The organism is Nocardia arthritidis NBRC 100137, from assembly GCF_001612765.1.
In the GTDB taxonomy this organism is placed as follows: Bacteria; Actinomycetota; Actinomycetes; order Mycobacteriales; family Mycobacteriaceae; genus Nocardia; species Nocardia arthritidis.
Window position 1 is genome coordinate 145,551 of record NZ_BDBB01000019.1, and the last position, 26,610, is coordinate 172,160.

The 26,610-nt window shown below is 69.9% G+C and carries 22 protein-coding genes and 1 tRNA gene; 9 read left to right on the top strand and 14 right to left on the bottom strand.

Features of this window, described 5'->3' with window-relative positions:
- The first annotated feature begins 10 nt into the window (after nucleotides 1-10).
- The gene (locus NA8_RS16125; RefSeq protein ID WP_063051190.1) at nucleotides 11-1,231 is read left to right on the top strand and encodes an acetyl-CoA C-acetyltransferase; all 1,221 of its coding nucleotides are present in this window, start codon (nucleotides 11-13) and stop codon (nucleotides 1,229-1,231) included.
- A 57-nt stretch (nucleotides 1,232-1,288) separates the two neighbouring features.
- Here the strand turns inward: NA8_RS16125 and NA8_RS16130 are convergent, their stop codons facing one another.
- Both NA8_RS16130 and NA8_RS16135 read right to left on the bottom strand, forming a co-directional pair.
- Nucleotides 1,289-2,152 carry a Bax inhibitor-1/YccA family protein gene (locus NA8_RS16130; RefSeq protein ID WP_063051191.1) on the bottom strand — a complete coding sequence of 288 codons (864 nt, stop codon included), beginning with the start codon at nucleotides 2,150-2,152 and terminating at the stop codon, nucleotides 1,289-1,291.
- A 134-nt stretch (nucleotides 2,153-2,286) separates the two neighbouring features.
- On the bottom strand, nucleotides 2,287-3,438 hold the full coding sequence (locus NA8_RS16135) for a class I SAM-dependent methyltransferase (protein WP_063051192.1): 1,152 nt from the start codon (nucleotides 3,436-3,438) through the stop codon (nucleotides 2,287-2,289).
- Between the two features lie 224 nt (nucleotides 3,439-3,662).
- Here NA8_RS16135 and NA8_RS16140 point away from each other — a divergent pair, with 224 nt between their 5' ends.
- From NA8_RS16140 to NA8_RS16160, 5 genes are all read left to right on the top strand, one after another.
- On the top strand, nucleotides 3,663-4,238 hold the full coding sequence (locus tag NA8_RS16140) for an AMIN-like domain-containing (lipo)protein (RefSeq protein ID WP_063051193.1): 576 nt from the start codon (nucleotides 3,663-3,665) through the stop codon (nucleotides 4,236-4,238).
- 48 nt (nucleotides 4,239-4,286) lie between these two features.
- Complete coding sequence (locus NA8_RS16145) at nucleotides 4,287-4,844, top strand: hypothetical protein (RefSeq protein WP_063051194.1); 558 nt, start codon at nucleotides 4,287-4,289, stop codon at nucleotides 4,842-4,844.
- An 86-nt stretch (nucleotides 4,845-4,930) separates the two neighbouring features.
- A complete protein-coding gene (locus NA8_RS16150) occupies nucleotides 4,931-5,542 on the top strand; it encodes a DUF305 domain-containing protein (RefSeq protein ID WP_063051195.1) in 612 nt (203 codons plus the stop codon).
- Nucleotides 5,543-5,678: 136 nt separating this feature from the next.
- Nucleotides 5,679-6,230 (top strand): Rv2240c family protein, encoded by a 552-nt coding sequence (locus NA8_RS16155; protein WP_063051196.1) that lies wholly within the window; start codon nucleotides 5,679-5,681, stop codon nucleotides 6,228-6,230.
- 277 nt (nucleotides 6,231-6,507) lie between these two features.
- The gene (locus NA8_RS16160) at nucleotides 6,508-12,675 is read left to right on the top strand and encodes a non-ribosomal peptide synthetase (protein ID WP_063051197.1); all 6,168 of its coding nucleotides are present in this window, start codon (nucleotides 6,508-6,510) and stop codon (nucleotides 12,673-12,675) included.
- A gap of 5 nt (nucleotides 12,676-12,680) precedes the next feature.
- Here the strand turns inward: NA8_RS16160 and NA8_RS16165 are convergent, their stop codons facing one another.
- Nucleotides 12,681-13,016 carry a hypothetical protein gene (locus tag NA8_RS16165; RefSeq protein ID WP_063051198.1) on the bottom strand — a complete coding sequence of 112 codons (336 nt, stop codon included), beginning with the start codon at nucleotides 13,014-13,016 and terminating at the stop codon, nucleotides 12,681-12,683.
- Nucleotides 13,017-13,107: 91 nt separating this feature from the next.
- Nucleotides 13,108-14,511: a three-helix bundle dimerization domain-containing protein gene (locus NA8_RS16170; RefSeq protein WP_245663858.1), complete on the bottom strand. Its 1,404-nt coding sequence runs from the start codon at nucleotides 14,509-14,511 to the stop codon at nucleotides 13,108-13,110.
- A 463-nt stretch (nucleotides 14,512-14,974) separates the two neighbouring features.
- On the opposite strand from NA8_RS16170, the gene NA8_RS16175 reads away from it, so the two are divergent.
- Together NA8_RS16175 and NA8_RS16180 are read left to right on the top strand one after the other, a co-directional pair.
- Complete coding sequence (locus tag NA8_RS16175; protein ID WP_063051199.1) at nucleotides 14,975-15,778, top strand: SDR family oxidoreductase; 804 nt, start codon at nucleotides 14,975-14,977, stop codon at nucleotides 15,776-15,778.
- A 7-nt stretch (nucleotides 15,779-15,785) separates the two neighbouring features.
- Nucleotides 15,786-16,016: a hypothetical protein gene (locus tag NA8_RS16180; protein WP_063051200.1), complete on the top strand. Its 231-nt coding sequence runs from the start codon at nucleotides 15,786-15,788 to the stop codon at nucleotides 16,014-16,016.
- 71 nt (nucleotides 16,017-16,087) lie between these two features.
- On the opposite strand, the gene NA8_RS16185 is transcribed toward NA8_RS16180, so the two are convergent.
- From NA8_RS16185 to NA8_RS16195, 3 genes are all read right to left on the bottom strand, one after another.
- Nucleotides 16,088-16,161: transfer RNA gene (locus NA8_RS16185), tRNA-Leu, on the bottom strand.
- Nucleotides 16,162-16,378: 217 nt separating this feature from the next.
- Nucleotides 16,379-17,296, bottom strand: coding sequence for a ribonuclease Z (locus NA8_RS16190; protein WP_063051201.1), 918 nt, complete (start codon nucleotides 17,294-17,296; stop codon nucleotides 16,379-16,381).
- Nucleotides 17,297-17,342: 46 nt separating this feature from the next.
- The gene (locus NA8_RS16195; protein ID WP_063051202.1) at nucleotides 17,343-18,851 is read right to left on the bottom strand and encodes an amino acid permease; all 1,509 of its coding nucleotides are present in this window, start codon (nucleotides 18,849-18,851) and stop codon (nucleotides 17,343-17,345) included.
- Between the two features lie 409 nt (nucleotides 18,852-19,260).
- On the opposite strand from NA8_RS16195, the gene NA8_RS16200 reads away from it, so the two are divergent.
- On the top strand, nucleotides 19,261-19,779 hold the full coding sequence (locus NA8_RS16200; protein ID WP_084466840.1) for an SRPBCC family protein: 519 nt from the start codon (nucleotides 19,261-19,263) through the stop codon (nucleotides 19,777-19,779).
- Between the two features lie 27 nt (nucleotides 19,780-19,806).
- Here the strand turns inward: NA8_RS16200 and NA8_RS16205 are convergent, their stop codons facing one another.
- From NA8_RS16205 to NA8_RS16235, 7 genes are all read right to left on the bottom strand, one after another.
- Nucleotides 19,807-20,754: a Ppx/GppA phosphatase family protein gene (locus NA8_RS16205; RefSeq protein ID WP_063051203.1), complete on the bottom strand. Its 948-nt coding sequence runs from the start codon at nucleotides 20,752-20,754 to the stop codon at nucleotides 19,807-19,809.
- Nucleotides 20,754-21,287, bottom strand: coding sequence for a DUF501 domain-containing protein (locus tag NA8_RS16210; protein WP_063051232.1), 534 nt, complete (start codon nucleotides 21,285-21,287; stop codon nucleotides 20,754-20,756). Before NA8_RS16210 ends, NA8_RS16205 begins: the two co-directional genes overlap by 1 nt.
- Nucleotides 21,284-21,889: an FtsB family cell division protein gene (locus tag NA8_RS16215; RefSeq protein WP_063051204.1), complete on the bottom strand. Its 606-nt coding sequence runs from the start codon at nucleotides 21,887-21,889 to the stop codon at nucleotides 21,284-21,286. The genes NA8_RS16210 and NA8_RS16215 overlap by 4 nt, the downstream gene beginning before the upstream one ends.
- Before the next feature lie 91 nt (nucleotides 21,890-21,980).
- Nucleotides 21,981-23,267, bottom strand: a complete 1,287-nt coding sequence (eno, locus tag NA8_RS16220) for a phosphopyruvate hydratase (protein WP_063051205.1) — start codon at nucleotides 23,265-23,267, stop codon at nucleotides 21,981-21,983.
- 114 nt (nucleotides 23,268-23,381) lie between these two features.
- On the bottom strand, nucleotides 23,382-24,107 hold the full coding sequence (locus NA8_RS16225) for a lytic transglycosylase domain-containing protein (RefSeq protein ID WP_063051233.1): 726 nt from the start codon (nucleotides 24,105-24,107) through the stop codon (nucleotides 23,382-23,384).
- 80 nt (nucleotides 24,108-24,187) lie between these two features.
- Nucleotides 24,188-25,846 carry an ABC transporter ATP-binding protein gene (locus NA8_RS16230; RefSeq protein ID WP_245663859.1) on the bottom strand — a complete coding sequence of 553 codons (1,659 nt, stop codon included), beginning with the start codon at nucleotides 25,844-25,846 and terminating at the stop codon, nucleotides 24,188-24,190.
- A gap of 8 nt (nucleotides 25,847-25,854) precedes the next feature.
- The coding region (locus NA8_RS16235; protein WP_063051207.1) for an ABC transporter permease at nucleotides 25,855-26,610 on the bottom strand (756 nt) is incomplete at its 5' end.

A 26,610-nucleotide genomic window follows, 5' to 3' on the forward strand; every position in this document is an offset into this window, starting at 1 on the left:
AGGAGTCCTCATGCCCGAGGCCGTCATCGTTTCGACCGCACGCTCCCCGATCGGCCGTGCCCGCAAGGGCTCGCTGGTCGACCTGCGGCCCGACGATCTGACCACACAGATTGTGCGGGCAGCGCTCGACAAGGTGCCTGCCCTGGACCCCGCCCAGATCGACGACCTGATCCTGGGCTGCGGCTCGCCGGGCGGTGAGCAGGGCTTCAACATCGCCCGTGTCGTCGCCGTGCAGCTCGGTTACGACTTCGTGCCCGGCACCACGGTGCACCGCTACTGCGCGTCGTCGCTGCAGTCCACCCGGATGGCGTTCCACGCGATCAAGGCCGGTGAGGGCGATGTGTTCATCTCCGCGGGTGTGGAGACGGTGTCGCGGTATGTGAACGGTTCGGCCGACAGCTGGCCGAACACGCAGAACCCGCTGTTCGCCGAGGCGCAGGCGCGCACCGCGAAGACCGCCGAGGGCGGCGCGGGCATCTGGCACGATCCGCGTGAGGACGGCCTGATCCCCGATGTGTACATCGCGATGGGACAGACCGCCGAGAACGTGGCGACCTCCACCGGCATCACCCGCGAGGACCAGGACCGCTGGGGCGTGCGCTCGCAGAACCGCGCCGAGGAGGCCATCGCGAACGGCTTCTTCGCCCGCGAGATCACCCCGGTGACGCTGCCGGACGGCACCGTGGTCAGCAAGGACGACGGCCCGCGCGCCGGGGTCACCTACGAGGCGGTCTCCGCGCTGAAGCCGGTGTTCCGTCCGGACGGCACCATCACCGCGGGCAACTGCTGCCCGCTCAACGACGGCGCCGCCGCTTTGGTGATCATGAGCGACACCAAGGCCAAGGAACTCGGTTTGACGCCGCTGGCGCGGATCGTGTCCACCGGCGTGTCCGGACTGTCGCCGGAGATCATGGGCCTGGGCCCGATCGAGGCCTGTAAGCGCGCGCTGGCGCTGGCGGGCAAGACCATCGATGACATCGACCTGGTCGAGATCAACGAGGCGTTCGCGGTGCAGGTGCTCGGCTCGGCCCGGGAGCTGAAGATCGACGAGGACAAGCTGAACGTCTCCGGCGGCGCGATCGCGCTGGGCCACCCGTTCGGCATGACCGGCGCCCGGATCACCACCACGCTGATCAACAACCTCCAGACCCACGACAAGCAGTTCGGTCTGGAGACCATGTGCGTCGGCGGCGGTCAGGGCATGGCGATGGTCATCGAACGCCTGAGCTGACCCGGATACGAGAAGGGCGGTCACCGGATCTCCGGTGACCGCCCTTCTGCTGGATGGCTAGTCGTTCTGGAAGTAGCTCAGCAGTCGCAGGATCTCGACGTACAGCCAGACCAGGGTGACGGTGAGACCGAGGGCGACGCCCCAGGCCGCCCGCTCCGGAGCCTGCGCGCGGATCAGCTGATCGGCGGCGTCGAAGTCGAGCAGGAAGCTGAACGCGGCGATGGCGATGACCACCAGGCTGAACACGATGGCCAGCGGGCCGCCGTCGCGCAGGCCGAGGCCGCCGTCGATGAAGAAGCTCGCGACCAGGTTGCCCAGCATCAGCACCAGGATGCCGATCATGGCGCCGACGATGATCCTGGTGAAGCGCGGCGTCACCCGGATGGCGCCGGTCTTGTAGACCACCAGCATGCCCGCGAAGACACCGAACGTGCCGAGCACCGCCTGACCGATCAGCGCGCTACCGCCGACCCCGCCGAACTCGACATTGGTGAACATGAACGACAGCGCACCGAGGAACAGGCCCTCGGCGACGGCGTAGGACAACACGAGCACCGGGTTGTCCATCTTGTTCGCGAAGGTCGCCACCAGCACCAGCACCAGGCCGACCAAGCCGCCGACGATCACGAACAACGGCGCGAGCGAGGTGTTCGCGTTGGTGAGCCCGTAGGAGACGATGGCGGACAGGGCCAGCACCGCGAGGGTGATGCCCGTCTTCGTCACCACGTCGTCGATGGTCATCGACCGGGTGGTGGCAGGAGCCTGCTGATAGGGCTGCGGTTGCTCGCCGTACTGCTGCGGATACCGGCCGTACTGGTTGCCGAACTGTCCCGCGGAGGTCACGCCCGAACCGAAGCTGGCGTATCCACCGCCCTCCTGCCTTGGCAGGTTCCTGAAAACCGGATTGCTCGTGGTACGCATGTGAACGGCGTCCCTTTCTGGAGTCGTTGCCGCTGTTCATCGAGTTCGTTCACTCGATATCCAACTGCCCAGTCCAACGTTTGTCATCCGTCGCGAGTTCCCGGAGAGTCTCACCGAGACGGACAATTCGGACTCTACCGCTGCCGTGGGTCGTGCAGGCCACGCACCGAGCGAGTCACGGTGAACTTCCGGTTGCGGCCGACCACCTCGGTCCGGCCCACCATCCGCTCGACCACGGCCCGGTAGTTCAGATGCGAGTTGTACACCGTCCACAACTCCCCGCCCGGTCGCAGCACCCGTCCGGTCTCGGCGAACATCTTGATCGCCGATCCGGTGTGCACGGCCGCGCCGACATGGAACGGCGGATTGCACAGCACCAGGTCGGCACTGTTGTCCGCGGCGGAGGACATGGCGTCGTCACGCACGGCAAACACCCGGTCGGCGACGCCGTTCGCCTCGGCGGTCGCCCGCGCCGAGGCGACGGCGGCGGCGGATTGGTCCGTGGCGGTCACTTTGATGCCCGGCCGCGCCGTGGCCAGCGCGACGGCCAGGATGCCGGTGCCGCAGCCGAGATCGATGGCGTCGCGGGCGTCCGGCTTCATCAGTTTCATGTGCTCGAGCAGGAATCTGGTGCCGATGTCCAGGCGCGCCCCGGAGAAGGCCGCGCCGTGCGCGACCACATCGAGACCGAGTTCGTCCAGCCGATCGCGCACCGGAAACGGCCGACCCGCCACGGGTTTGGGTCCGGCCACCAGCAGCGTTCGCGACTTCTGCCTGCCACGGCTGGCGCGCACCTCGGAGAACGATTGCGCCAGAACGTCGTTCATCGACTTGGTCAAATACTTGTCGCGCCCGCCCGCGAACACCTCGACCGCCGGATCCGCGTAACGCGCGATGGCGTCGGCGACCTCGGCCAGCCCGGCCAGCACCCGGGGCAGGCGAAGCAGCACCACCCGGGCATCACGCAGCAACCCCGGACCGAGCGGGTGCGCCGTGTAGCGATCCGACAGACCCGCCGCACGGGCGTTGTTGGCAAGGGCGAGTTCACCGGTGAGCAGATCCTGATGTACCCGGACGTCGCGCAGATCGTGCCCCGCGATGGCGCCAAGGGTCAGCGCACCGTAGGCGTCACCGATAACGGCTACCTTCCCGCTATCCGCAGTCGCCAGGGCTTCGGCCGCGACGTCGAGGATCAGCCGATCGGCGGCATCCACGGCGTAGAGGTTCAGCGCCTCCACGTCCGGATACCGCCGCAGCCGGCTCAGTACGTCCTCGACATCTCCCACACCTCAAGTGTGCTAGATCGTTGCCGAACGGTCGCGCCCACCCCGCCCAATCGTTCTCGCCGCCTTCTCCGCAGCGCGGCTCGCGCGCTGAACCGCTGCCGGACAGACGGTTTGGCGGACACTGCGCTCACGATCGCCGCCACGCCGTGGCCGACCACAGGCGAATCAGCCGCAACGCCCTCCGGTTACGCCATCCGGCGCGTTTCGCTGAGTAGCATCGGGCCATGCGCAACAGGATGGTGCTCATGGTCGCGGTCGCGACGGCACTGCTCGCGGGCTGTGGTGACGGCGACTCGCAACCGGACCTCCCGGTCGCCTCCAGCACCGCGACGCCTGCCGCGGTGGCGCAGGCCCCTGTGCCGGGGGACACCGCACCGAAGCAGGGCAAGCCCTCCGGCGACGCCGCACTCACGGTGACCGACGTTCGCCTGGGGCGTCAGCCCGGCTTCGATCGCGTGGTCTACGACCTCGGCGGGGTCGGCACGCCCGGCTGGCTCGTCCGGTACACCGACCGTGCCGTACAGGACGGCAGCGGCAATCCGGTGGACGTGGCGGGCCGGTCGATCCTGGAAGTGCGCATCCTCGGCTCGGCCTACCCGTTCGACAGCGGCGTGACGCCGTACGAGGGCCCCGACCCCGCCGTGAATCCGGAGGTCCCCGGCATCGCGGGCGTCTACCGGACGACGGTGTTCGAGGGCGTGACCCAGTCGTTCATCGGCATACAGGCCGACCGGCCCCCCTTCACCGTCACCGCGCTGTCCAACCCGACCCGGCTCGTCGTGGACATCGCGCACCCCTAGATACGGGTACCGCCAACGGGTATCCGGGCAGGGGTAGACTGGGCGCTCGTGGTCGAACGCCGCATACTCGACGCAGCCGGGCCGGCCCGGCTGCTCGTGATGCTGGCGCTGCTCGCCGGGGTGGTCGTTATGCACTCGGCGGTCTTCGGGTCCTCTGGCCACGTCCACGCCGGTGCGCACGCCGCGCCGGCGCTCGCTTCCGCAACATCGGCCGACGGCCGCGGACGGGATACCGAGATCCGTGCCACCTCCGGTCACGAGGTAGCCCGGTCGAGCCATGCGACATCCGACGGCAGCGAACCGGCGACCTCTCCTCAACGCACCTCCCGTCACGACGCGACCCGCCCGCATTACCCGACGCCCGCCATCGGCGCGGCGACGCTCCCGCACTGCGCGGGCGGCGGGTGCGACGGCTCGCACAGCGCGCTGCACAACTGTGTGTTCATCCTGACCGGTCTGATCGCGCTGGCCGCGTTGGTGCTGCTCTACCGGATGGCTGTCGATCGTCCCGGCGGCGCGGCGGCGCGGCACTGGCGGGCGCGGCGGGAACGACCGCCGCCATGGACCGTGCTCACCCTGGCCGAACTGGCGATTCTGCGGATCTGACAGGTCCGCCGCGGCCGGGTGTCCGAACCACGGTCGCGGCGTTGTCCACTCCGTCCTCAGACTTCGCACCTCGCAAGGAGCAACCCATGTCGATCACTCGCACCCGCTGGATCCTCGCCCTCGCCGCGATCTCAGCGGTGACCCTCGCCGGATGCGGCGACGCCGACACCGGGCACACCACCGAGCACGGCACCTCGACAACCGCCTCAGCCGTCACGAGCGCACCCGCACGCGCGGATTACGACGACGCCGACGTGATGTTTCTGCAGATGATGTATCCGCATCACGCCCAAGCCGTCGAGATGGCGCGGCTGGTGCCGAGTCACACCGACAACCCGCAGTTGCGGACGCTCGCCACACAGGTCGAGCAAGCTCAAGCGCCGGAGATGCAGCAGATCACCGCCCTCCTGCAGAGCTTCGGCAAGCCGGCTCCCACCGCGAACGAAGGGCACGGCGGCCACGGGATGCCCGGCATGATGTCCGCAGAGCGGATGACCGCGCTGCAGGCAGCGTCCGGTCCGGACTTCGACCGCCAGTGGCTGAACATGATGATCGAGCACCACGCGGGCGCGATCGCCATGTCCGAAACGGAACTGGCCGAGGGCCGCAATGCCGACGCGAAGGCGCTCGCCGAGGCGATCATCGCCGCTCAGCGGACCGAGATCGAGCAGATGCGGACCATGCTCGGCCAACGCTGAACCCGCCCCGCGCCGATATCGGTTGGCCATCGATATCGGCGCGGGCGCGCGTGTCTCGCCCACGCAACGTACGGTCGGATTGTCCGGCGCTCCTGCTGTCCCGGCCGGACTTTCGAGGGGAGTGAGGGGACCGACCATGCGACGACTCGAACGCGCGGGCCTGCTGGCGGCCGCGGTGGCCACCACGGCAGGCGTGCTGCTCATCGGCGCCTGCGCACAGCAAGTTTCCGGTACGGCGGAGGTCAACCGGACCGACCTGGCCGCGTACGCCTCGGAGGTCACTTCCTCCTCGGCCGCCGCCTCGTCGTCCAGGGCCGCCGCCGTCGAACGCGCGACCGGATCGGCGTGCGACGCCTTCCTGGCCGCGAACGGCAGTTCGGTACGGGCATTCAACGACTACATCGATGCCAGCAACGCCAAAGGCCGCGGCGATCCCGATACGAACGGCAAAGCCGACACCGCGGTCTCGACGCTGCGCAACAACGCGCGCTCGGTCGACCAGAACGTGACCAGAGAGGTGCCGTCCGGGGTCGCCGACCCGCTGCGCGCCTACCGCGACGACACGAACGCCCTGGCCGACACGCTGGCCCGCCGCGCCGACACCGACACGCTGAACGCGGTGATCGACCGGTTCAACGCCACCAAGAACACCGCGCTGGCCGCCTGTCAGGGGCACGGCACCCGCTGACCGGCAACGGTTCTGGAGCGGTCGGCCCCTACCCCGCGAGGTCATCGCGAGCGGCGCGTATCCGGAGTTCGCCCGGCGGGTGCGCGACGCGGAGGACCAAGCGCCGACCAGCGTTCGCCTCCGCGCTCACCCGCGTGCTGGACGCGTGACGGCACACGCCGCCGGATGACCCGAGCGGCCCGCCGGGCCGGTGCAGACGCCTTCTCATCGGTGAAGAATCCCGCCGCGCGGCTATAGCATCTGGCGCGTTCACTGCCACGCGGAACGGGACGAAGATATGACCAGCGGCATCCGGAATCCTCGTCCACCCGCCCGCAACGGCCGTCGCCGCAGATCAGCCGACTCCGCCACACCGACGTTCGCCGCGCTGCTGGCCGCGGCCGCGGAGCACAATCCCGACGGCGTCGCGGTCCTGGACGGCGAAACCACGATCACCTACCGCGACCTCGACGCCCGCTCGTCCCAGCTGGCCCGCACGTTGATCGCCGCGGGCGCGGGGCCCGAAACAGCTGTGGCGGTGGCGCTTCCGCGATCGCTCGAATCGGTGCTCGCGGTGTGGGCGATCGCCAAGACCGGCGCCGTCTTCGTCCCGATCGATCCGGCGCTTCCGTTGTCGCGCATTACTTTCCAGGTGCTCGACTGCGGCGCTGCGCTGGGGCTGACCCGAACCGGGCTCGTGACGACGCTGCCCACCGAGGTGCGCTGGCTCGCGCTGGACGACGCGGAAGTGATCGCGCGGGTGGCGGCGAACCCCGCGAACCCGATCGCGTATTTCGAACGGACGGCACGAGTTCGAGCCGCCCACGCGGCCTACCTGATCTACACCTCGGGATCGACCGGACGCCCGAAAGGCGTCGCCGTCACCCATACCGGGCTCGCCCCGCTGTGCACCGAATTCGCCGCGCGTCACGGGCTGGACAAGGACTCGCGGGTGCTGCACTTCGCATCACCGAGCTTCGACGCCTCCGTTCTGGAGTTGCTGCTGGCGCTCTGCTCCGCGGCGACTCTCGTGATCGCCCCGCCCGGCCTCTACGGCGGCACCGCCTTGGTGGAACTGCTCGCACAGCACGCGATCACCCATGCGTTCCTCACCCCGTCCGCGCTGGCCACGATCGAGCCGGCCGGGCTGCCTGCCCTGCGGTCGGTCCTGGTCGGCGGTGAGCCATGTCCCCCGATGTTGCCGCAGCACTGGGCCACCGACGGCCGCCTGTTCCACAATGCTTACGGCCCTACCGAATCCACCATCGTGGCGACGCTCAGCCCGGCGCTGTCGCCGGACACACCGGTCACCATCGGATCGGCCGTGCCCGGCACGCGCTGCCAGGTGCTCGATCACCGGCTGCGACCGGTCGGCATCGGTGTCGTCGGCGAGCTGTACGTGGCCGGACCCGGGGTGGCGCGAGGATATCACGGACGCCCCGATCTGACCGCGCAACGGTTTCTCGCCGATCCGTTCGGACCGCCCGGTTCCCGGATGTACCGCACCGGCGATCTCGTCCGGCGCACCACCACCGGTGATCTGGACTATTTCGGTAGGGCCGACGACCAGGTCAAGATCCGTGGCTTCCGCATCGAACTCGGCGAGATCGACGCGATCCTGTCGACGCAGCCCGGCGTCCGGCTGGCGGTGACCGTCGACCGCAAGACCGCCGCGGGTGAGACCACGCTCGCCGCGTTCGTCCAGCCCGAACCGGGACACGCCCCGGACCCCACCGCTCTGACCGACGCGCTCGCCGCACTGCTGCCGAAGTACATGGTGCCCAACACGATCACCATCGTCGAACGAATCCCGCGCACCCCCACGGGGAAGGCCGATCGGCCCGCACTGCGCTTGCGTGCCCTCGACGAGCCGGACTATCGGCCCGCCGCCGACCTCGGCGAGGAAACGGTCGCCGAGGTCCTCGCCCGTGTGCTGGGCCGGGAGCGGTTCGGCGCCGACGCCGATTTCTTCGCGGCGGGCGGAAATTCGCTGCTGGCGACGCAGGTCGCCGCGCGGTTGAGCGAAATCTGGCGGTTGCGCATCCCGCCGCGACTGGTGTTCGATCATCCCACCGTCGCGGGCCTGTCGAAGGCGATCCGCTCGCAGCAATTCGACACGGCCCGCCCGGTTCTGCGTGCGCGAACCAGGCCGGAACGCATCCCGCTGTCTCCCGCCCAGCTGCGGTTCTGGCTGCGCAACCAGTTCGACACGACGTCCTCGGTGGACAACATCGGCTTCGCGCTGCGGCTGTCGGAGCTGGACGTCCCCGCCTTGCGCGCGGCGTTCGCCGATACCGTCGAACGGCACGAGTCGCTGCGCACCAGGTATCCCGCCGACGAGGCGGGACCACGGCAGCTGATCCTCGACACCGAACGGGTGGTCGAGGATTTCGCGATCGAGGAACTGCCCGACAACGCGGTGCCCGGCCGGGTACGCGCGATCCTGCGGCACGGGTTCGACGTAGCGGCCGAGGTGCCGCTACGGGTCCGACTGCTGCGCACCCCCACCGAGTACGTCCTGGTCTGCGCCTTGCACCACATCTGCGCCGACGGGTCCTCGCTGGCGCCGCTGGCTCGCGACGTGGCCATGGCCTACGCGTCCCGGAGCGCGGGCGCCGCCCCGGCCTGGCAGCCGCCGGACGTCCAGTACGCCGACTACGCCCTGTGGCAGCGGGATCTGCTCGGTTCCCGCGACGACCCGGATTCGCCGCTGTCGCGGCAACTGGCGTACTGGACCGGCGAGCTGGCCGGCCTGCCCGACGAACTCGACCTGCCCGCCGACCGGCCGCGCCCGCCGGTGGCCACACTGCGCGGCTCGGCCACCCAGCGGTCGGTGCCCGCCACCCTGCACCGCGACCTGCTCACCGTCGCCCGGGCACACCGGGCGACGCTGTTCATGGTGATGCGCTCGGCGCTCGCCGTGCTGCTGTCGCGCCTGTCCGGCAGTACCGACATCGCGATCGGCGTGCCGATGACCAACCGGGCCGAGCCCGCGCTCGCCGACGTCGTCGGCATGTTCGTCAACACGACCGTCTCCCGGACCGGGATCGAGCCCGGGGAGAGTTTCACCGCACTGCTGCGGCGCACCAGGGAGCGGGATCTGGTCAACTTCGCGCACTCGGAGGTGCCCTTCGAGCACGTGGTCGACGCGGTCGATCCGACCCGCTCGCCCGGACGCCACCCGCTCTACCAGGTCGGCTTCGCGTTCCAGAATTTCACGCAGGCCACCCTCGAACTGTCCGGGCCCAGTGTGTCGTTCCTCGACGTGGACGCCGACACCGCGAAGACCGACCTGCACATCGGTGTGGTCGACACCCGCGACGCCGACGGCGAGCCGGGCGAGATCATCATCCGGTTCGGCTACAGCACCGACCTGTTCGACGAACACACCGTGCAACGTTTCCTCGACGGTTACATCCGCGTCCTGCTCCAGGTCGCGTCCGACCCCGGTACCGTCGTCGGCGACATCGACATCATGGACCCGGTCGAGCACAAGCGCATCCGGTCCTGGGGCGCCGGAGCCGAGCACGAGGTCCCGGCCGAGCCGCTCACCGCCGCGACGGCGCGGCAGGCCGCGGCGACGCCCGACGCGATCGCCGTGGTCTGCGGAACCGAGACCCTCACCTACGCGCGACTGCGCGAGCGGACCGCCCGCCTGGCGCGCTGGCTGATCGAACGGGGCGTGGGTCCGGAGACAGTCGTGGCGGTGGCGATGCGGCGGTCGATCCAGCAGGTGGTCGCGCTCAACGCGATCGTGGAAGCGGGCGCGGCATGGGTGCCGATCGATCCGGGCCATCCCGCCGAACGCATTCGCTACGTGCTCGAATCGGCGGCGCCGCGATGTGTGCTGACCACCGCCGCCGACGGCTTCACGGCCGCCGAGGCGTACGACGTCGACACCTTGGACCTCGACCGCTTCGGCTCGGAGCCGGTGGTCGACGCCGAGCGCCGAGCGCCATGGCGCGCCGATCAGCCCGCCTACCTCATCTACACCTCCGGCTCGACCGGGCGCCCCAAGGGCGTGGTGGTCAGCCATCGGGCGATTGTGCACCAACTCGCTTGGATGCAAGCCGAATACGACGTCGACGCCGCCGACGTCTATCTGCACAAGACCCCCGCGACCTTCGACGTGTCCCTGTGGGGCTACTTCCTGCCGCTGCGCGCGGGCGCACGGCTGGTCCTTGCCGGGCCGGACGAGCATCGCGATCCGGCGGCGCTGGTCGGGTTGATCGCCGAGCACCGGGTGACGCTCACCGATTTCGTTCCCGCGATGCTCACCGTGTTCGCCCAGCACGCGACCGAGGACGAACTGTCCTCGCTGCGCGCGGTCTTCGTCATCGGTGAAGCGCTGCCTCCGGAGACCGCACGGGCTTTCGCGAGCGCGGCCCGGGCCGGCTTGCACAACCTGTACGGACCGACCGAGGCCGCGGTGAGCATCACCCGGCACGCCGTGTCGGCTGCCGACCGCACCGCTTCCGGCGTCTCCATCGGTGTGCCGGAATGGAATTCGCGATGCCACGTCCTTGACGACCGTTTGCGGCCGGTCCCGGTGGGCGTGGCGGGGGAACTCTACCTGGGTGGAGTTCAACTGGCCCGCGGCTACCACGGCGCGCCCGGCCTGACCGCGGCCCGGTTCGTCGCCGATCCGCTGCACCCCGGCGAGCGGATGTACCGGACCGGCGACCTGGTGCGGTGGAATCGCGGCGGCACCCTCGACTATCTGGGCCGCACCGACTTCCAGGTGAAGGTCCGCGGCCATCGCATCGAGCTCGGCGAGATCGAAGCGGCCCTGCTGGCCGATCCGGCGGTCGGCCGGGCCGCGGTGGCGGTCAAAGGCTCCGATGCGGGAGACCGGCTGGTCGGCTACGTGGTAGCCGCGCCGGGGGCCACGGTCGATCCGGACGCGGTGCGTCACTCGGTCGCCCGGGTGCTGCCCGGTTACATGGTGCCGTCGGCGGTGCTGGTGCTCGACACGTTCCCGGTGAACACCAGCGGGAAACTCGACCGCGCCGCGCTGCCCCAGCCGGTGTTCACCGCACGCGCCGGAGTGCGCCCCGGCACCCCGCTGGAGCGCGCGATCGCGGAGGTCTTCGCCGATGTGCTCGCCGTGTCCCCGATCGGGGTGAGCGACGACTTCTTCGAACTCGGCGGGTCGTCACTGCTCGCGTTCACCTTGCACCAGCGGCTGTCGGACCGGCTGCGGCGCGACGTGCCCATGTCGGCGATTCTCGCGGCCCCGACCGTCGGCGGCCTCGCGGCGCGGCTGACCGGCGAGTGCGCTCCCGCCGCGCCGACGCCGGAACGCGACGCCGTCCTCGAGCCGGAAATCGGCATCGGGGGCTGCGCACCCGCGCACAGCGGGCCGCCGCAGGAGGTCCTGCTCACCGGTGCGACGGGCTTTCTCGGCGCACACCTGCTGCAAGAACTGCTCGATCGCACCGAGGCGCGCGTGTGGTGCGTGGTGCGCGCCGACGACGCCGAAGAGGGCATCGACCGGATCCTGAGCGCGCTGAACCACTACCGGCTCTCCGGGACCACCGCCGCGGAGCGGATCGTCGTCGTCGCGGGCGATCTCACCGCACCACGCCTCGGCCTGGACCCTGCCGACTACGACTGCCTGGCCGACAGTATCGATGCGATCTACCACAACGGCGCTCGCGTCAATCACGTCGACCCCTACGCCCGGCTACGGCAGGCCAACGTGGAGGGCACCCGGGAATTGTTGCGGCTGGCGACCACTCGCCGGGTGAAGCCGTTCCATCTGATCTCCACCATGGGCGCGGCCGTCGGCGTCGCACCGGAATCTGCGGTGGTCGCCGAGGGCGTCCGCCTGCGTGCCGACCAGGTGCCCGGGAACGGCTATCTCGCGTCCAAATGGGTTGCCGAGGAACTGGTCCGTCAGGCCGGTGAGCGCGGACTGCCGATCGCCATCTACCGGCCGGGCACCATCTGCGGCTGCCCGGACGTCGGCGTGAACAGCCCGGACGATTCGCTGTGGAACATGGTCCGCGCCGCCGTGATGCTCGGTATGGCGCCCGATGTGGGCGACGCCACCGTCTCGCTGGTTCCGGTGAGCTATGTGGCGGGCGCGGTCGTGGAGATTTCGGCCCGCCCGCGCCCGGAAACCGTGTTCCACCTGGTCAATCGGGCCCCCGTCGCGGTCGGCGACATTCTCGCCAGTCTGCGTGCCCACGGGCTGCCGGTGGCGACGATGCCGGAGGACGCCGTGCGCGCGGGCCTGGTCAGGGAAGCGCGCCGCCGGGACGCGCGCGGCGACGATTCGCTGGTGCGCGCGGCGCTGCTGAGCCACGATTTCGCCGAACTCGCCGGTCACCTCGACTGGGCCGACGAGCACACCCGCGCGGCGCTGGCGGGCACCGGCGTGGACTGCCCGAAGGTGGACCGCACGGTGGTGGACACCTTCGTCCGCGAGTTCATCGAATCGGGTTTCCTGCCCCGGGATTGAGCAACTCAGTTGCCCGGCGGGACGGTGGCCCGCTCGACGGGTTGCTCGGTGTGCTCGCGGGCCCGCGCTCGTGCGCGCACCTGCTCCAGCACGATCAGGCCCACCCCGATCACCAGGAAGACGGCCGCGATGATCGCGGCTACGGTCGATAGCTGGGCGAACCCCCAGCCCGCCAGTACCGCTGCGGCTATCGCGACCGCGGCCGCGACCAGCAGCAACCCGTATCCCGGCCAGTTCCTGGTGTCGGCCATCGTCGCTCCGGGCGCGGGCGCGGGGTCGCGCGCGATGTCCGGAGCGTTATCGATCGGAGGGATCTCCCATGGCCCGTCGTCCGCTGTCACCGGTGTTTCCTCCCGCCGCGATACCGGCCATTTCTTCCGGTACCTGATGCGCAGAGGATGCCCGCATCATTTCCACCGAAACCGCTTGGCTTCAGTTGTAGGTCTTGGTGACTCCCTCGAGCAGGTGCTCGAGTGTGTCGTAGGTCGGGGTGGCGACAACGTCCAGCAGGTCCGCGGCCACCGGAGCGTTGCGTTCGGCGGCGACCTTCGCGAACTGGGCGCCGTCGTTGGTCCGGAAACCGTGCTCGGCGGCCAGCCGCTGCAACTCCGGGTCGGTGGACAGCAGGCGACCGAGCCGGTCACCCGTCTCGCCGAACGGCACCAGCGTGTGCCGGGACAGCACCGTCGGGGAGGGGTACACCAGCGTCATCTCCGGTTTGATCTGGCCGCGCACCAGCGCCTCGACGTACTGCGCCTCGTAGATCCACACCATCGGCGTCGGGCCCATCCCCGTGGCGAGGTAGTTGTTGAACGGGCCCTCACTGGTGTTCTCGGTGTAACCCTGGCCCACGAACAGTCGCGACACCGCGGGCAGCACGGCTTGCTCGGCGGTTTGTCCCTGCACGATCGAGTTGTTGTTCGCGGCATAGCTCGCCGCCGCCAGGTACATGGCGGCGGAATTCGAGCTACGCGGATCGGTGGTGGAGATCAAGATGTTCTTGCGCACCGGGTAGGCGGTGTTGTCGGGCAGCTCGTCCCAGCGCGTGCCGTTGCGAACGAGTTCGAGGTAGCGGCGCATGTCCAGCGTCGGCACCGGGCCTGGGCGCACCGCGCCCGCCCGGGTGAGCAGATCGGTGATCGGCGTGAACGTCGCGACGGCCATCGGCGAGGAGAACGGCGTGTACTTGGCGGTCACATTGCGCTGCCGCTGGATTCGCTCGGCCGCCTGCTCACTGGATGGGAAGGCGAAGTCGAATTTCGCGAGATCGATGGACGTGGCGATCTGGCGTGACCCGGCGGGCTCGACCTCCACGCGCACGCCGCCGCGCGCCAGCGCGTCGATCACCTTCGGGTCCTGGAAGAACGGTATCTTCTCCGACCCGACCACGCCGCGTACCACCGTGAGCGGCGCGGCGGGAGCCGGAGCGGCCGCGGGCGCCTCGGGAGCGGGTTGCCGCACGGCGAGAACGACGGCGACCACCGTCAGGATGACGACGGCGCCCACCGCATAGGGCGCGAAACGCTTCTTCGACGACCACAGGTCACGCAGCTGCGACAGTTTCCCCGCAGGGCTCGCGGAGGGCTCGGGCGCCTTGTCCATCGGGACCGTAGCGGGTTGGACTTCCGCTTCGGGAGACTTCTCCAACTCCCGTCGCACCACGCGCTCGATCAGGATCGGAACGAATTGCCGCACCGGATGGCCCGCGAACTTCTGCCGGGCCGCGCCCACGGTGCTCTCGATATGCTCGGGAGAATAGGTCTCGGTGTAGTTTTCGACCAGCCGCTCCGTCATCTGACGGATCGCCTGTTCCTCGCGGACGGTATCGACAACCACCACAGTCTCCTCGGCGTCGGGGGTAACGCGGCAGCGTCTCCGGCCTGCACCGCGCTGGCCAACACTAGCCCCATCACGCGACCGCCGACATCCGCGCAGACTTCCCTCCGGTGAACGATTTCGGCTGCGCCGGTGCGCATCTCACCACGATGCGCGGGTCCGTCTGCCCAGCTCACAGGCTCGCGATCGACCCGAGCAGAGCGCACGCGGCAGCACCGTGCCACCGCGGGCGGCGCCTAGCCCGCCATGGAGAATTCAATGGGCAATCCCCGACCCGCCACCACACGTTGTATTCCCGTTTCCCGCCGCCGCGCGGACGGGACGTGCCCATCGACGCCACACTCGTGGCGCTCGGTGCCCCACCCCACCGGACGCCCTCGTCAGCGGCAGAGAATTACTTCCGGGTAGCGCGAACCGAGGAGTTGACGATATCGTCAGCGCATTGCCCGTCGAAAGGAGCCCTATGTCTCGCGTCGCCGTGGTCACCGGTGCGTCGTCCGGAATCGGGAAGGCCACGGCCGCCGCTCTGGCCGGGCGGGGATATCGCGTGATCGGAACCAGCCGCAACCCCGGCACCATCGGCTCCGACGCCGTTGTGCCCGGCGTCGAGTACCGGGCGCTCGACCTCACCGACCCGTCGTCGATCGCTGCCTTCGCCGCCGGTCTGGACCAGGTCGACGTACTGGTGAACAACGCGGGCGAAAGCCAGGCGGGCCCGCTCGCCGAACTACCCACCGACGCCGTCGAACGGCTGTTCCAGCTGAATGTGCTCGGACCGGTCGCCCTGACCGGTGCGGTGCTGCCCGGCATGCGGGAACGCCGGTACGGCCGCGTCGTCATGGTCGGATCGATGCTCGCCAGCTTCCCCATGCCCTACCGCTCGTCCTACGTCGCCACCAAGGCGGCACTGCGCGGCTTCGCGGTAGCCGCCCGCTTCGAGGAGTCCCCCTTCGGCGTCTGGATCACCGCCGTCGAGCCCGGCCAGATCAACACCGGCCTGCGCGAGCGCCGCACCAAGTACCTCGCCGAAAACTCCCCCCACACCGCCGATTTCACGACTTTCATGGCGAAACTGGACGACAAGCAGGGCAAGGGCATCGCCCCGGAGAAGGTCGCCACCACGATCGTCGAAGCGATCGAAGCCGACCGCCCCAAACCCCTCTACGCCGTAGGAAGCAACGCCCCCGCCCTCTTCACCCTCCGCCGCCTCCTCCCCCGCACGGTCATGGAACGCATCATCGCCCGCGCCCACGGCCTTTCGCGCTGAGTACCCGATGGCGCTGTACGCGGAGATCCGAAAGATAGCGGAAGACCAGCGGCAGGTCCGCTACGCCTACACCACCGCGTCGGGAGTCGAGCGAACCCTTCTCCTCGACAAGGTCGCCGAGACGATACGCCCCGAGATCGGCACCGAGGACATACTGTTCCGCGCGGTTGCGCGCAAGGTCGCCTCGGCGTGGTTGAACAACAAGAGCGCACCTGATCGTTTACTCGCGCAGTCGTAGCCCGCGCCGAAGCGCATCGGTCGGCCGTGCTGGTTGCGAGCCGCGCCGTCGCGAACTCGAGGTGGTCGCAGTGCCCCCAGTCGGACTCGAACCGACACTTGGCGGATTTTAAGTCCGCTGCCTCTGCCAATTGGGCTATAGGGGCGTCCGGGACAGCGTACCGAGTCGTACGGCTGTACCGGAATTCCGAGTGTTCCTCGGGGTGGCGGGGCGTCGGCCGTGGGCGGATGCCGGAGGGCGCGGTCGGGTGACCGGCGCCGGTGGCGGTTGTTTCGAGCCCGGGGCGGCAGGCGTCCCAGAGAACTAGATCGGTCTGGGCGGGCCGGTGTTAACGTTCGCCGGTCGACTCGGCGTGTCGGGCGTCAGCGCCGGGGTGGCACCGGGATTCGGGCGAGGTCGGTGGCGATGTGGATCTCGCCGGTGAAGTACTTCGCCGCTTCGGCCAGGTGCTCGTCGAGGTCTCGGTAGCGCTGGGAGAAGTGGGTGAGGACCAAGGTGCGGACGCCCGCTTCGGCGGCGGCCCGCGCGGCTTGGCCCGCGGTGAGATGGCCGTATTCGACGGCGAGGTGTTCGTCGGCGTCCAGGAAGGTGGCTTCGATGACGAGCATGTCGGCGTCGGCCGCGAGCTCGCCGACACCGGCGCACAGCCGGGTGTCCATCACGAAGGCGAAGCTCTGACCGGCTCGGGGTTCGCTGATCTCCGCCAAAGTGATGGTGCGACCGTCGAACTCGACCTCGCCGCGCTGTTGCAGTTCGGCGATGATCGGCCCGCGCAACCCCAAGGCGCGCAACCGATCCGGCAGGATGCGCCGGCCGGGCGGCTCGCTGAGCCGATAGCCGAAGGTGTCCACCGGATGCGAGAGGTGCACCGCCGTCACCGTGAACGGCGCCCCCGGCAAGTCCACGGGGCCGGGGGCGGCGACCGGGCGCGGCCGCAGTTCGGCGCGGTGATAGTAGGACGTCGCGTTGACCAAGCGGTCGTAGTACACGCCGCCCGACGCCGGGAAGCAGACGTCGACCGGATGCGGCACCCGATCGAGGTTGATCCGCTGCACCACTCCGGCCAGCCCGAGGCTGTGGTCACCGTGGAAATGGGTGATGGCGATCCGGGTGATCCCGGTGACGGACACACCGGCATAGGTCATCTGCCGCTGCGTCCCCTCACCGGGATCGAACAGGATCGCCTCGTCGTCCCACCGGAGCAGGTACCCGTTGTGGTTTCGCTGTTTTGTCGGCACCTGACTCGCGGTTCCGAGAACAACCAACTCACGCTGCGACACCGCGTCAGGCTATCCGCCGGCCTCCGGCACGCCGAACACGGCCGCGCTACCGGGTGGCCGCGGCCTTGCGGACCAGGGAGTTGCGCCGGGAGTAGGCGAAGTAGACGACGAAGCCGATCAGCATCCACACCAGGAACCGCAGCCAGGTCTCCACCGACAGGTTCAGCATCAGCCACAGGCACGACAGCACCGCCAGGATGGGGATCAGCGGCACCAGCGGCACCCGGAATCCGCGCGGCAGGTCCGGACGCGTGCGTCGCAGGATGAGCACGCCGATCGACACCAGCACGAACGCGAACAGCGTCCCGATGTTGACCATCTCCTCCAGCGTGCCGAAATCCACGAACCCGGCCAGGAGCGCGCAGGCCACCCCCACGATGACGGTGACGCGCACCGGCGTGCCGTTGCCGCCGGTGTGCGCGAGCCTGCGCGGCATCAGTCCGTCGCGCGCCATCGCGAACAGCACCCGCGTCTGCCCGAGGTACATCACCATGACCACCGTGGTGAGCCCGGCGAGGGCGCCGATCGAGATGATGTTCTTCGCCCAGGTCACCCCGTGGATGGCGAACGCCGTCGCCAGCGTCGCGTCGCCGCCGGACAGCTCGGTGTAGGGCACCATGCCGGTGAGCACGAGCGACACCGCGACGTACAGGACGGTGACGATCAGCAGCGAGCCGAGGATGCCGCGCGGCACCGCCTTCTGCGGGTTGCGGGTCTCCTCCGCCGTCGTGGCGACCACGTCGAAGCCGATGAACGCGAAGAACACCAGGCTGGCCGCGGCGAGCAGGCCGTACCAGCCGAAGTTGCTGTCCCCGGCGCCGGTCAGGTAGGAGAACAGCGACTGCCGCAGGCCCTCGCCCCGCTCACCGGGCTGCGACGGCGGAATGTAGGGCGAGAGGTTCGAGGACTTGAAATAGGTGAAGCCGACGACCAGCACCAGCGCGATCACACCCAGCTTGATGGCGACCGCCACCGCCGACACCCGCGAGGACACCTTGGTGCCGGTCGCGAGCAGCACGCCGAGCACGGAGATCAGCAGCACCGCGCCCCAGTCGAAGGTCACCGGGCCGAGGTGCGCGATCGGCGAGATGTCCCCGAGTACCTCGCCGAGGTACTGCGACCAGCCCTTGGCCACCACCGCCGCGGCGAGGGCGAACTCCAGGATCAGGTCCCAGCCGATGATCCAGGCGACGAGCTCGCCGAAGGTGGCGTAGGAGTAGGTGTAGGCGCTGCCCGCCACCGGCACGGTGGACGCGAACTCGGCGTAGCACAGCGCGGTCAGCCCGCAGGCGATCGCGGCGAACACGAAGGCCAGCGAGACCGACGGGCCCGCGACATTGCCCGCGGTGCGTGCGGTGAGGGTGAAGATGCCCGCGCCGACCACGACGGCCACACCGAAGACGGTGAGGTCCCAGGCGGTCAGGTCCTTGCGGAGTTTCGAGTCGGGTTCGTCGGTGTCGCGGATCGACTGTTCGATGGACTTGGTGCGGAACAAACCGCCCCACCGAGACGAGACATCACCCGCCGGATCGGCTTGTGGCCCGGGGTTAGTCACGCGTTCTCCTTAGATCGTGCTGCTGTGCTTGGTGTTCTGTACCCATCCGGCGAGGCGATGCACGCCGGCCAGGAATTTGCTGATCCATGGTGCGATGGCGGCGACGATCAGCCCCCGCACAAACCATGACCGTCCCGGCGGTACCGGAAATCGGCGAACTCGTGACCTGGGTCATAGAACCGAGCCAAACTACCCGACATCGACGTTCCGAGACCACCGAGCCGTGGCGTTGCCGCTTCAACCATGTTTCGAAGATCGCAGCTCGGACCGCATTGTGGAGGATTCGTAGGTTCTGTTCACGCCCGTGGGGCAACCGGGTCGCGGCAGGTGGTTTGCCCACCGCACCACCGGGCACCCCGCAATCGACAGGCAAACCCGCCACGGACTACCCCCAGAAAGCGTTGAGCTGATGGTCCACGTGGAAATCACCGTGCCGACGACACCGGAACAGGTCTTCGACGTCCTCGCCGACGGATGGCTGTTCTGCGCCTGGGTGGTCGGCGCCACGCACATCCGCGACGTCGACGGCGAATGGCCCGGCGTCGGCTCCCAACTGCACTACAGCGCGGGTGTATGGCCGTTCACCGTGAACGACTCCACACAGGTCGTGTCGGTGGATCCGCCGCACATGCTCGAACTCGAGGCCAAACTCTCGCCGCTCGGCGCCGCGTGGATCCGTCTGGAACTCGTGGAGACCGCACCCGGCGAGACCCAGATCCGGATGTACGAGCACGCTGAGCGAGGACTGGGCAACCTGGTGCCCAATATTCTGCAAGAGCTGCTCCTGGTGCCGCGGAACAAGGAATCGCTGTCCCGGCTCGCCGATATCGCGGTCGGCAAAGCCCGTCTCGAGGGCCGCGCGCAAGCCCGGCCGGGCGCGGAGACACACGCCGAGGTACGGCTCGACGGTAACGTACCGCAGAACTGACCGGCCCGGTCGCCGGATGGAGCCCGGTCAGGCGATCGACAGCGCGATGCCGTCGAGGATGTCGTGCTCGCTGACGACCAACTCGGCGATGCCCGCGCGCCGGGACAGTTCCTCCGCGAGCACCTCGGTGATGACCGCGCCGCCGCCGATCACGTCGACCCGGCCGGGGTGCATCGGCCCCAGCGCGGCGCGCTGATCGTGGTCCATGGCGATCAGCCGGTCGCAGACCTCGCGGACCTGGTCCATGGTCAATCGGGTGAGATGCACCCGCTCCGAGTCGTATTCGGGGAGATCGAGCGCGACCGCGGCCAAGGTGGTCATCGTGCCCGCCACGCCGACCCAGGTGTGCGCGCCCTCCACGGGGACGTGCGTGAACGCTTCGGTCAACCGCTCGGTGGCGAAGGCGCGGGCGGCCGCGATCTCTTCGGCGGTCGGCGGGTTGCCCGCCAGGCAGCGCTCGGTGATCCGGACGCAGCCGATGTCGGCGGAGAAGGCCGACCGCACCCCCGCGCTGTCCCCGAACACCAGCTCGGTCGATCCGCCGCCCAGATCCACCACGACGAAGGGACCCGAGGCGCTGGACAGTTCGCCGATCGCGCCCGCGAACGACAGGCGCGCCTCCTCGTCGCCGGTGATCACCTCGGCTTCCGCGCCCGCGACCACGGTGCCCAGCTCGGTCCTGGCCATGGCGAAGAAGTCCTCGCGGTTGGCGGCGTCCCTGGTGGCGGAGGTGGCCACCATCCGCACCCGGCCGACGCCCGCCTCGCGCATCATCGCGGCGTAGTCGGCCAGGGCGGCGCGGGTGCGGTCGATCGCCTCCGGCGCCAGCGAACCGGTCGCGTCGACCCCTTGGCCGAGGCGGACGATGCGCATCTCGCGGTGCACGTCGGCCAGGCGCCCTTCAGCGAGCACGTCGGCGATCAGCAGTCGGATGGAGTTCGTGCCGCAATCCACGGCGGCTACGCGGTCACTCATCACTGTGCTCCAGTCTCTCGCGGGCCGGTCGGGCGCGGTGCGGGCCAGTCGGCCGGAACGGCGGTGCCACGTAAGCCGTGCTCGGCAGCCAGCGCCACGGACTCGTCGCCGAGCGGGTTCACCCCCGGCCCCTTGGCCAGTGCGTGCGCGATCAGGACGTGCAGGCACTTGACCCGCTCGGGCATCCCACCGCCGGTGAAATCCGTACCGAGCGACTCGATTTCGTCCCGTTCGGCCAGATAGCTCTCGTGTGCGGCGCGATAGGCGGCGGCCAGCTCCGCGTCGGCGGCCAGCCGCTCGGTCATCTCGCGCATCACACCGGCGGATTCCTGCCTGCTCGCCTCCGCGGTGAGCCGAGGATCGGTCAGATAGTAGAGCGTCGGGAAGGGGGTGCCGTCGGGCAACCGGGGCGCGGTCTTCACCACGGCCGGGATCCCGTCCGGGGTGCGATAGGCGATGGCGAGCACGCCGCGCGGCGCACGGCCGAGCTGCTCGGCGATGATCGCGAGATCCTGGTCGTTCGGGGCGGTCACCTGGGTCCTTCCGGTGCGGTGGGCGGCGCCGGAGCGGCCGCGGGCGTCGGCTGCGGCTCGGCGATGCTGCGCCACAGTTCGGTGTACCAGGGCTCGGGTTCCCTGGCTCTGGTGGGCGCCGGGGGCGGGGCGGGCGCCTCGATGCCGGGCACCTGCACGATGTACGGCGTCTCGCCGGGCAGCACCAGGCGAAGGCGGTCGCGCGCCTCGGTCCGGATGTAGGCCGGATCCTGTTGCTGCGCACGGCGATCCCGCAACCGAGCCAGATCCGCCTCGAGTTCCTCGCGCTGCTGCGCGAGCTGCGTGGCCTCCGCGCGCTGGGTGAAGTACGTGCGCATCGGCACGGCGAGGGTGAGCGCGAGCCCGCACACCACCATCGCGAGGATCACCGCCTTGCCGGTGGAGAGCCCCAGGAACGTGTGGTCGTGCCTGCCCGCGGCCGAACCCCGCGCGCTCTTGCGCGGTTTCGGTTTCTCCGCGGTCTCCGATCGCCTGCGGCCGCGCTTGGCCGCGGCATCGGCCGGGCGCGATCCGTCGGCACGCGACGTGCGGCGGTCCCCACGTCCGGCCGGACTGGTCCCACGCGCACGTCGCTCCGTCATCTCACGCCTCGGTCTCTGCTTCGCGGTACTCCCGGGGCCCTGGGTGATCACGCACCGCTACCTCCTCAGGGCCCGTCGCTCGTACCGCAGGTCAGCCTTCGAACGCGAAGCGAGGAAACGCGACGTCGCCGGCGTAACGCGCCGAATCGCCGAGCGCGTCCTCGATGCGCAGCAGCTGGTTGTACTTGGCGACCCGCTCGCTGCGAGCGGGGGCGCCGGTCTTGATCTGGCCGCTGCCCACCGCGACGGCGAGGTCGGCGATGGTGGTGTCCTCGGTCTCGCCGGACCGGTGCGACATCATCGTCTTGTAGCCGTTGCGATGCGCCAGCTCCACCGCGTCCAGGGTCTCGGTGAGCGTGCCGATCTGGTTGACCTTCACCAGCAGCGCGTTGGCAGCGCCCTTGGCGATGCCCTCTTCCAGGCGCTCCGGGTTGGTGACGAACAGGTCGTCGCCGACGAGCTGGATCTTCTCGCCGATCTGGTCGGTCAGGGTCACCCAGCCGTCCCAGTCGTCCTCCGACAGCGGGTCCTCGATGGACACCAGCGGGTAGGCGCCGATCAGGTCGGCGTAGAACTGCGCCATCTCCTCGGCCGAGCGCACGACGCCCTCGAACTTGTAGCCGCTGCCGGTGCTGTAGAACTCGGTGGCCGCGACGTCCAGCGCGAGCGCCACGTCGCTGCCCAGCTTCAGGCCGGTCTTGTCGATGGCCTCGCTGATCAGGTCGAGCGCGGCCTTGGTGCCCGCGACGTCGGGTGCGAAACCGCCCTCGTCACCGAGGCCGGTGGACAGGCCCTTGGCCTTCAGCACCGACTTCAGCGCGTGGTAGACCTCCGCGCCCCAGCGCAGCGACTCCTTGAAGGTAGGCGCGCCGATCGGGGCGACCATGAATTCCTGCACGTCGACACCGGTGTCGGCGTGCGCGCCACCGTTGAGGATGTTCATCATCGGGACGGGCAGCACGTGCGCGTTCGGACCGCCGAGGTAGCGGAACAGCTCGAGCCCCGAGGACTCGGCGGCGGCGCGGGCCACGGCCAGCGAGACACCCAGCAGGGCGTTGGCTCCGAGCCGGGACTTGTCCTGGGTGCCGTCCAGGTCCAGCAGCACCTGGTCGACGGTGCGCTGCTCCACGGCGTCCAAGCCGATGACGGCGGGCGCGATCTCGTCGAGCACACCCTCGACCGCCTTGCGCACGCCCTTGCCACCGTAGCGTTCGCCACCGTCGCGCAGTTCGACGGCCTCGTGCTCGCCGGTGGACGCGCCGGAGGGCACGGCCGCGCGGGTCAGGGTGCCGTCGTCGAGAGCGATCTCGACCTCGACGGTGGGGTTACCGCGGGAATCCAGGATCTCGCGAGCTCCGACCTGTTCGATGATGGCCACGAAAACGACACTCCTTCGGCTGCTGACACGGTTGGTCTCACGGGATGGGCCGTGCGCTGCGAGCCTATCGTCCCGGCAGCGAGGCGGGTAACCGGCACTCCGGGGACCGGAGGATCACACCCGGCGGCCGACGCTGTAACTCGCGGCTCGATCGCGCACCGTCAGCAGGTAGCTGTGCGACTGGTTGTAGGTGAGCAGCGCGCGCTGCCAGCCGTGCTCGGAGGTGAGATCGCCGCCGCTGGCGCACAGGTACCTGGCGGCGGTGAGCGCGGCGTCGTCGATGTTCTGCGGATCCGCGGTCGCGTCTCCGTTGGCGTCGACGCCCCAGCGCTTCCAGGTCTCCGGGATGAACTGCAGCGGGCCGACGGCGCGGTCGTGCACCGGATCGCCGTCGAGTGCGCCGCGGTCGGTGTCCTCGACCAGGGCGACGCCGGGCGAGCCGTCCAGCGGAATGCCGATGATCGGCGGGCGGATCGAGCCGTCCTCGCCCAGCTGCGCACCGCGATAGCTGCCGTGCCTGCTCTCCACGCTCGCGATGCCCGCCAGCGTCGTCCACGCGATGCCGCAGTCGGGGCGGGCCCTGGTCATCACGGCCGCCGCGTAGCCGTACGCCTCGAGGGCGACCGGCGGGATGCCGAGCCGCCCGGCCTGCTCGCCTGCCCACCCGCGCAGCTGGACGGCCGTGCGGCCGGGGGCGTCCAGGTCGATCACGGGCAGCGGCGTGCCGGGTCCGGGCGGAATACCCTCCGGGATCGGGGTGCGGTCGATCCCGCAACCGGCGAGCCCGAGAATCACCACGACGGCGGCCGAGACGCCGGTCTTTCGTAACACCCCTTCCATGATCCAGATGCCGGCTCGTGCCTGCGGCAAGCCGGTGACGGAGTCCACCGCGTGTCGGGTGCGCGCATGACCGCGGCGGTTCAGACGAGCAGCTCGCTGGTCGCGTTGTGCGTCGGCGCGGCGAGCACGGTTCCGGTGTGACCCGATTCGGCGATCCGCCCCTGATCGAGGACCAGCAGGCTGGGGCAGTATTCGGCGACCAAGGCCATGTCGTGGGTGATGATCAGCAGGGCGGTGTCGCGTTCGGCCCGGATCCGGTCCAGCAGTGCCATGATCGCCGACGCGGTGGCGTGGTCCAGTGCCGAGGTGATTTCGTCGCACAGGAGTACGGCGGGTTCGGCGGCGAGGGCGCGCGCCAGGGCCACGCGCTGACGTTGTCCGCCGGAGAGCTCGTGCGGGTAGCGGGCGGCCAGGTCGGCGGACAGTTCGACCGCGGCGAGCAGGTCGGCGACCCGCCGCGAGAGGTCCCGGCGCGCGACGCGCCCGATCCGCCGCAGCGGACGGCCGAGCGTCTGCGCCACGGTGCGGCGGGGGTTGAGCGCGGAGCGGGGATTCTGGGTGACCAACTGAATGCCGCTCGAGCCGTATCGGATTCGCCTGTTCGCACCCACGGCGATCCGGTTCCCGTTCATCTCCAGCGACCCGCTCGCAGAACGGTGCAACCCCGCGACGACGCGCGCCAGAGTGGTCTTGCCCGCGCCCGACGCGCCGACCACCGCGAGCGCCGAACCCGCTCCGAGCGCGAAATCGATGTCGGCGAGCACCTGGTGTCCGTTGATCGAAGCGCTGATTCCTTCGGCGCGCAGCACGACCCGGTCGTCGGTGATCACGGCCGCACCGTGGTGACTGTTTCGCGTCTGCGCCACGCCGCCCGCTGGATCCGGGCCGAGGCCACGGCGGGTGCGCATCTCCGTCCGAACACCGTCGATCGGGCCGGTGGCCGACGGGCGCGTTGCCGAATCAGCCGCCATGCCGAAGGTCTTTCTCGGCGTACCGCTCTGCGGCCGCCGAGCCGGATGCGCAGACGCCGAGCCGGCCACGCCGAGTTCGACGATGTCGTCGGCGATCGAGTGCACGAGGGCGGTGTCGTGGCCCGACAGCAGGATCGCCACCGACCGCTCCCGGGCGAGCGCCGCGAGTTGTCCGGCGATGTCGGTGCGCAGCGCGCCGTGCAGCCCGGCGAGCGGCTCGTCGAGCACCAGCACGCCGGTGCGGCGGATCAGCGCCCTGGCGAGGGCGACGCGGCGCTGCTGGCCGCCGGAGAGTTCACCGGGACGGCGGCGCAGGTAGTCCGGCGACAAGCCGACCAGTGCCAGCGTGTCGGTCAGGGTGGACTCGGGCGCGTCCGGAGCGACCTCGCGCAGCAGGGCGCGCACGCGCAGCAGCGGATTCAGCGCCGAACCCGGGTCCTGCCCCACGAAGGCGATGTGTCGACGCCGAAACCTGTGCAGCGCAGGGCGATCGAGCGTCAACACGTCGTGTCCTGCGACCGACGCCGATCCCGTCGCGCGCGCCCGCTCGGACGGCAACTGCCCGAGCAGGGCGCGCATCACCGTGGTCTTGCCCGACCCGGACGGGCCGGTGAGCGCCGTCACCGTGCCCGCCGGTATCCGGAATGTCGCGGGACCGGCCAATTCCCGGCCGTTGGGTCCCAGCACGGTCAGACAGTCGACCGAGACGAGATCGGTGGCCTGCCCGGCGCCCTCCGCTTCAGCCGCCGGGCATTCACGTTTCGTCACGCTCACGTTCATTCCCGCTCCCCTCGCCCGAACGCCGAGACCGCCAGGTTCACGCTCACCGCGACGATCGCGATCGCGAGACTCGGGGCCAGCACGGCCCATGGATTGAGCAGCATGCCGGAGGTGTTCTCGCGCACCATGACAGCCCAGTTGCTCGCGCCGAGCGTCGTGGGCAGTTGCAGGAACGACGCTGTGCTCACGAGATAGACCCCGGCCACGAAACGCAGCCCGAGCTGGGTGGTCGTCACCTCGCGCAGGTTCGGGATCACTTCCCGGAACACCAGGTGGGTCAGCGGCTCACCGGCGGCCCGCGCGCTCTCGACATATCCGGATGCCGCGACGCCGGCGGCGGCGGCGGTGAAGATCCGCGCACAATAGGGGACGCCGAACAGCAGCGCCAGGACGATCAGGCCCGAGGGGCCCGCGTCGGGCCACGAGGTCAGCACGAGCAGGATCCCCAGCACCGCGGGGAGCAGGATGAACAGGTCGGTGCCCAGTTCGATCCACTCGCCGATCCGCGGGCGCAGCGCCGCGACCGCGCCGAGGACACACGACACCCCGGTCACCGTCACCGCGATGATCGCGGCCACCAGCAGCAGTCCCCAACCGCCGTAGAGCAATTGGCTGAGCACATCGCGGCCCAGCCGGTCGGCGCCCAGCGGCGCGCCCGCGCCGGGATCGCCGAACGGGATGCCGATCGCTCGCTGCGCCGGGTGCGGCGCCAGCGTCGGGCCCAGCACCGCCAGCAGGGTGACCAGCAGCGC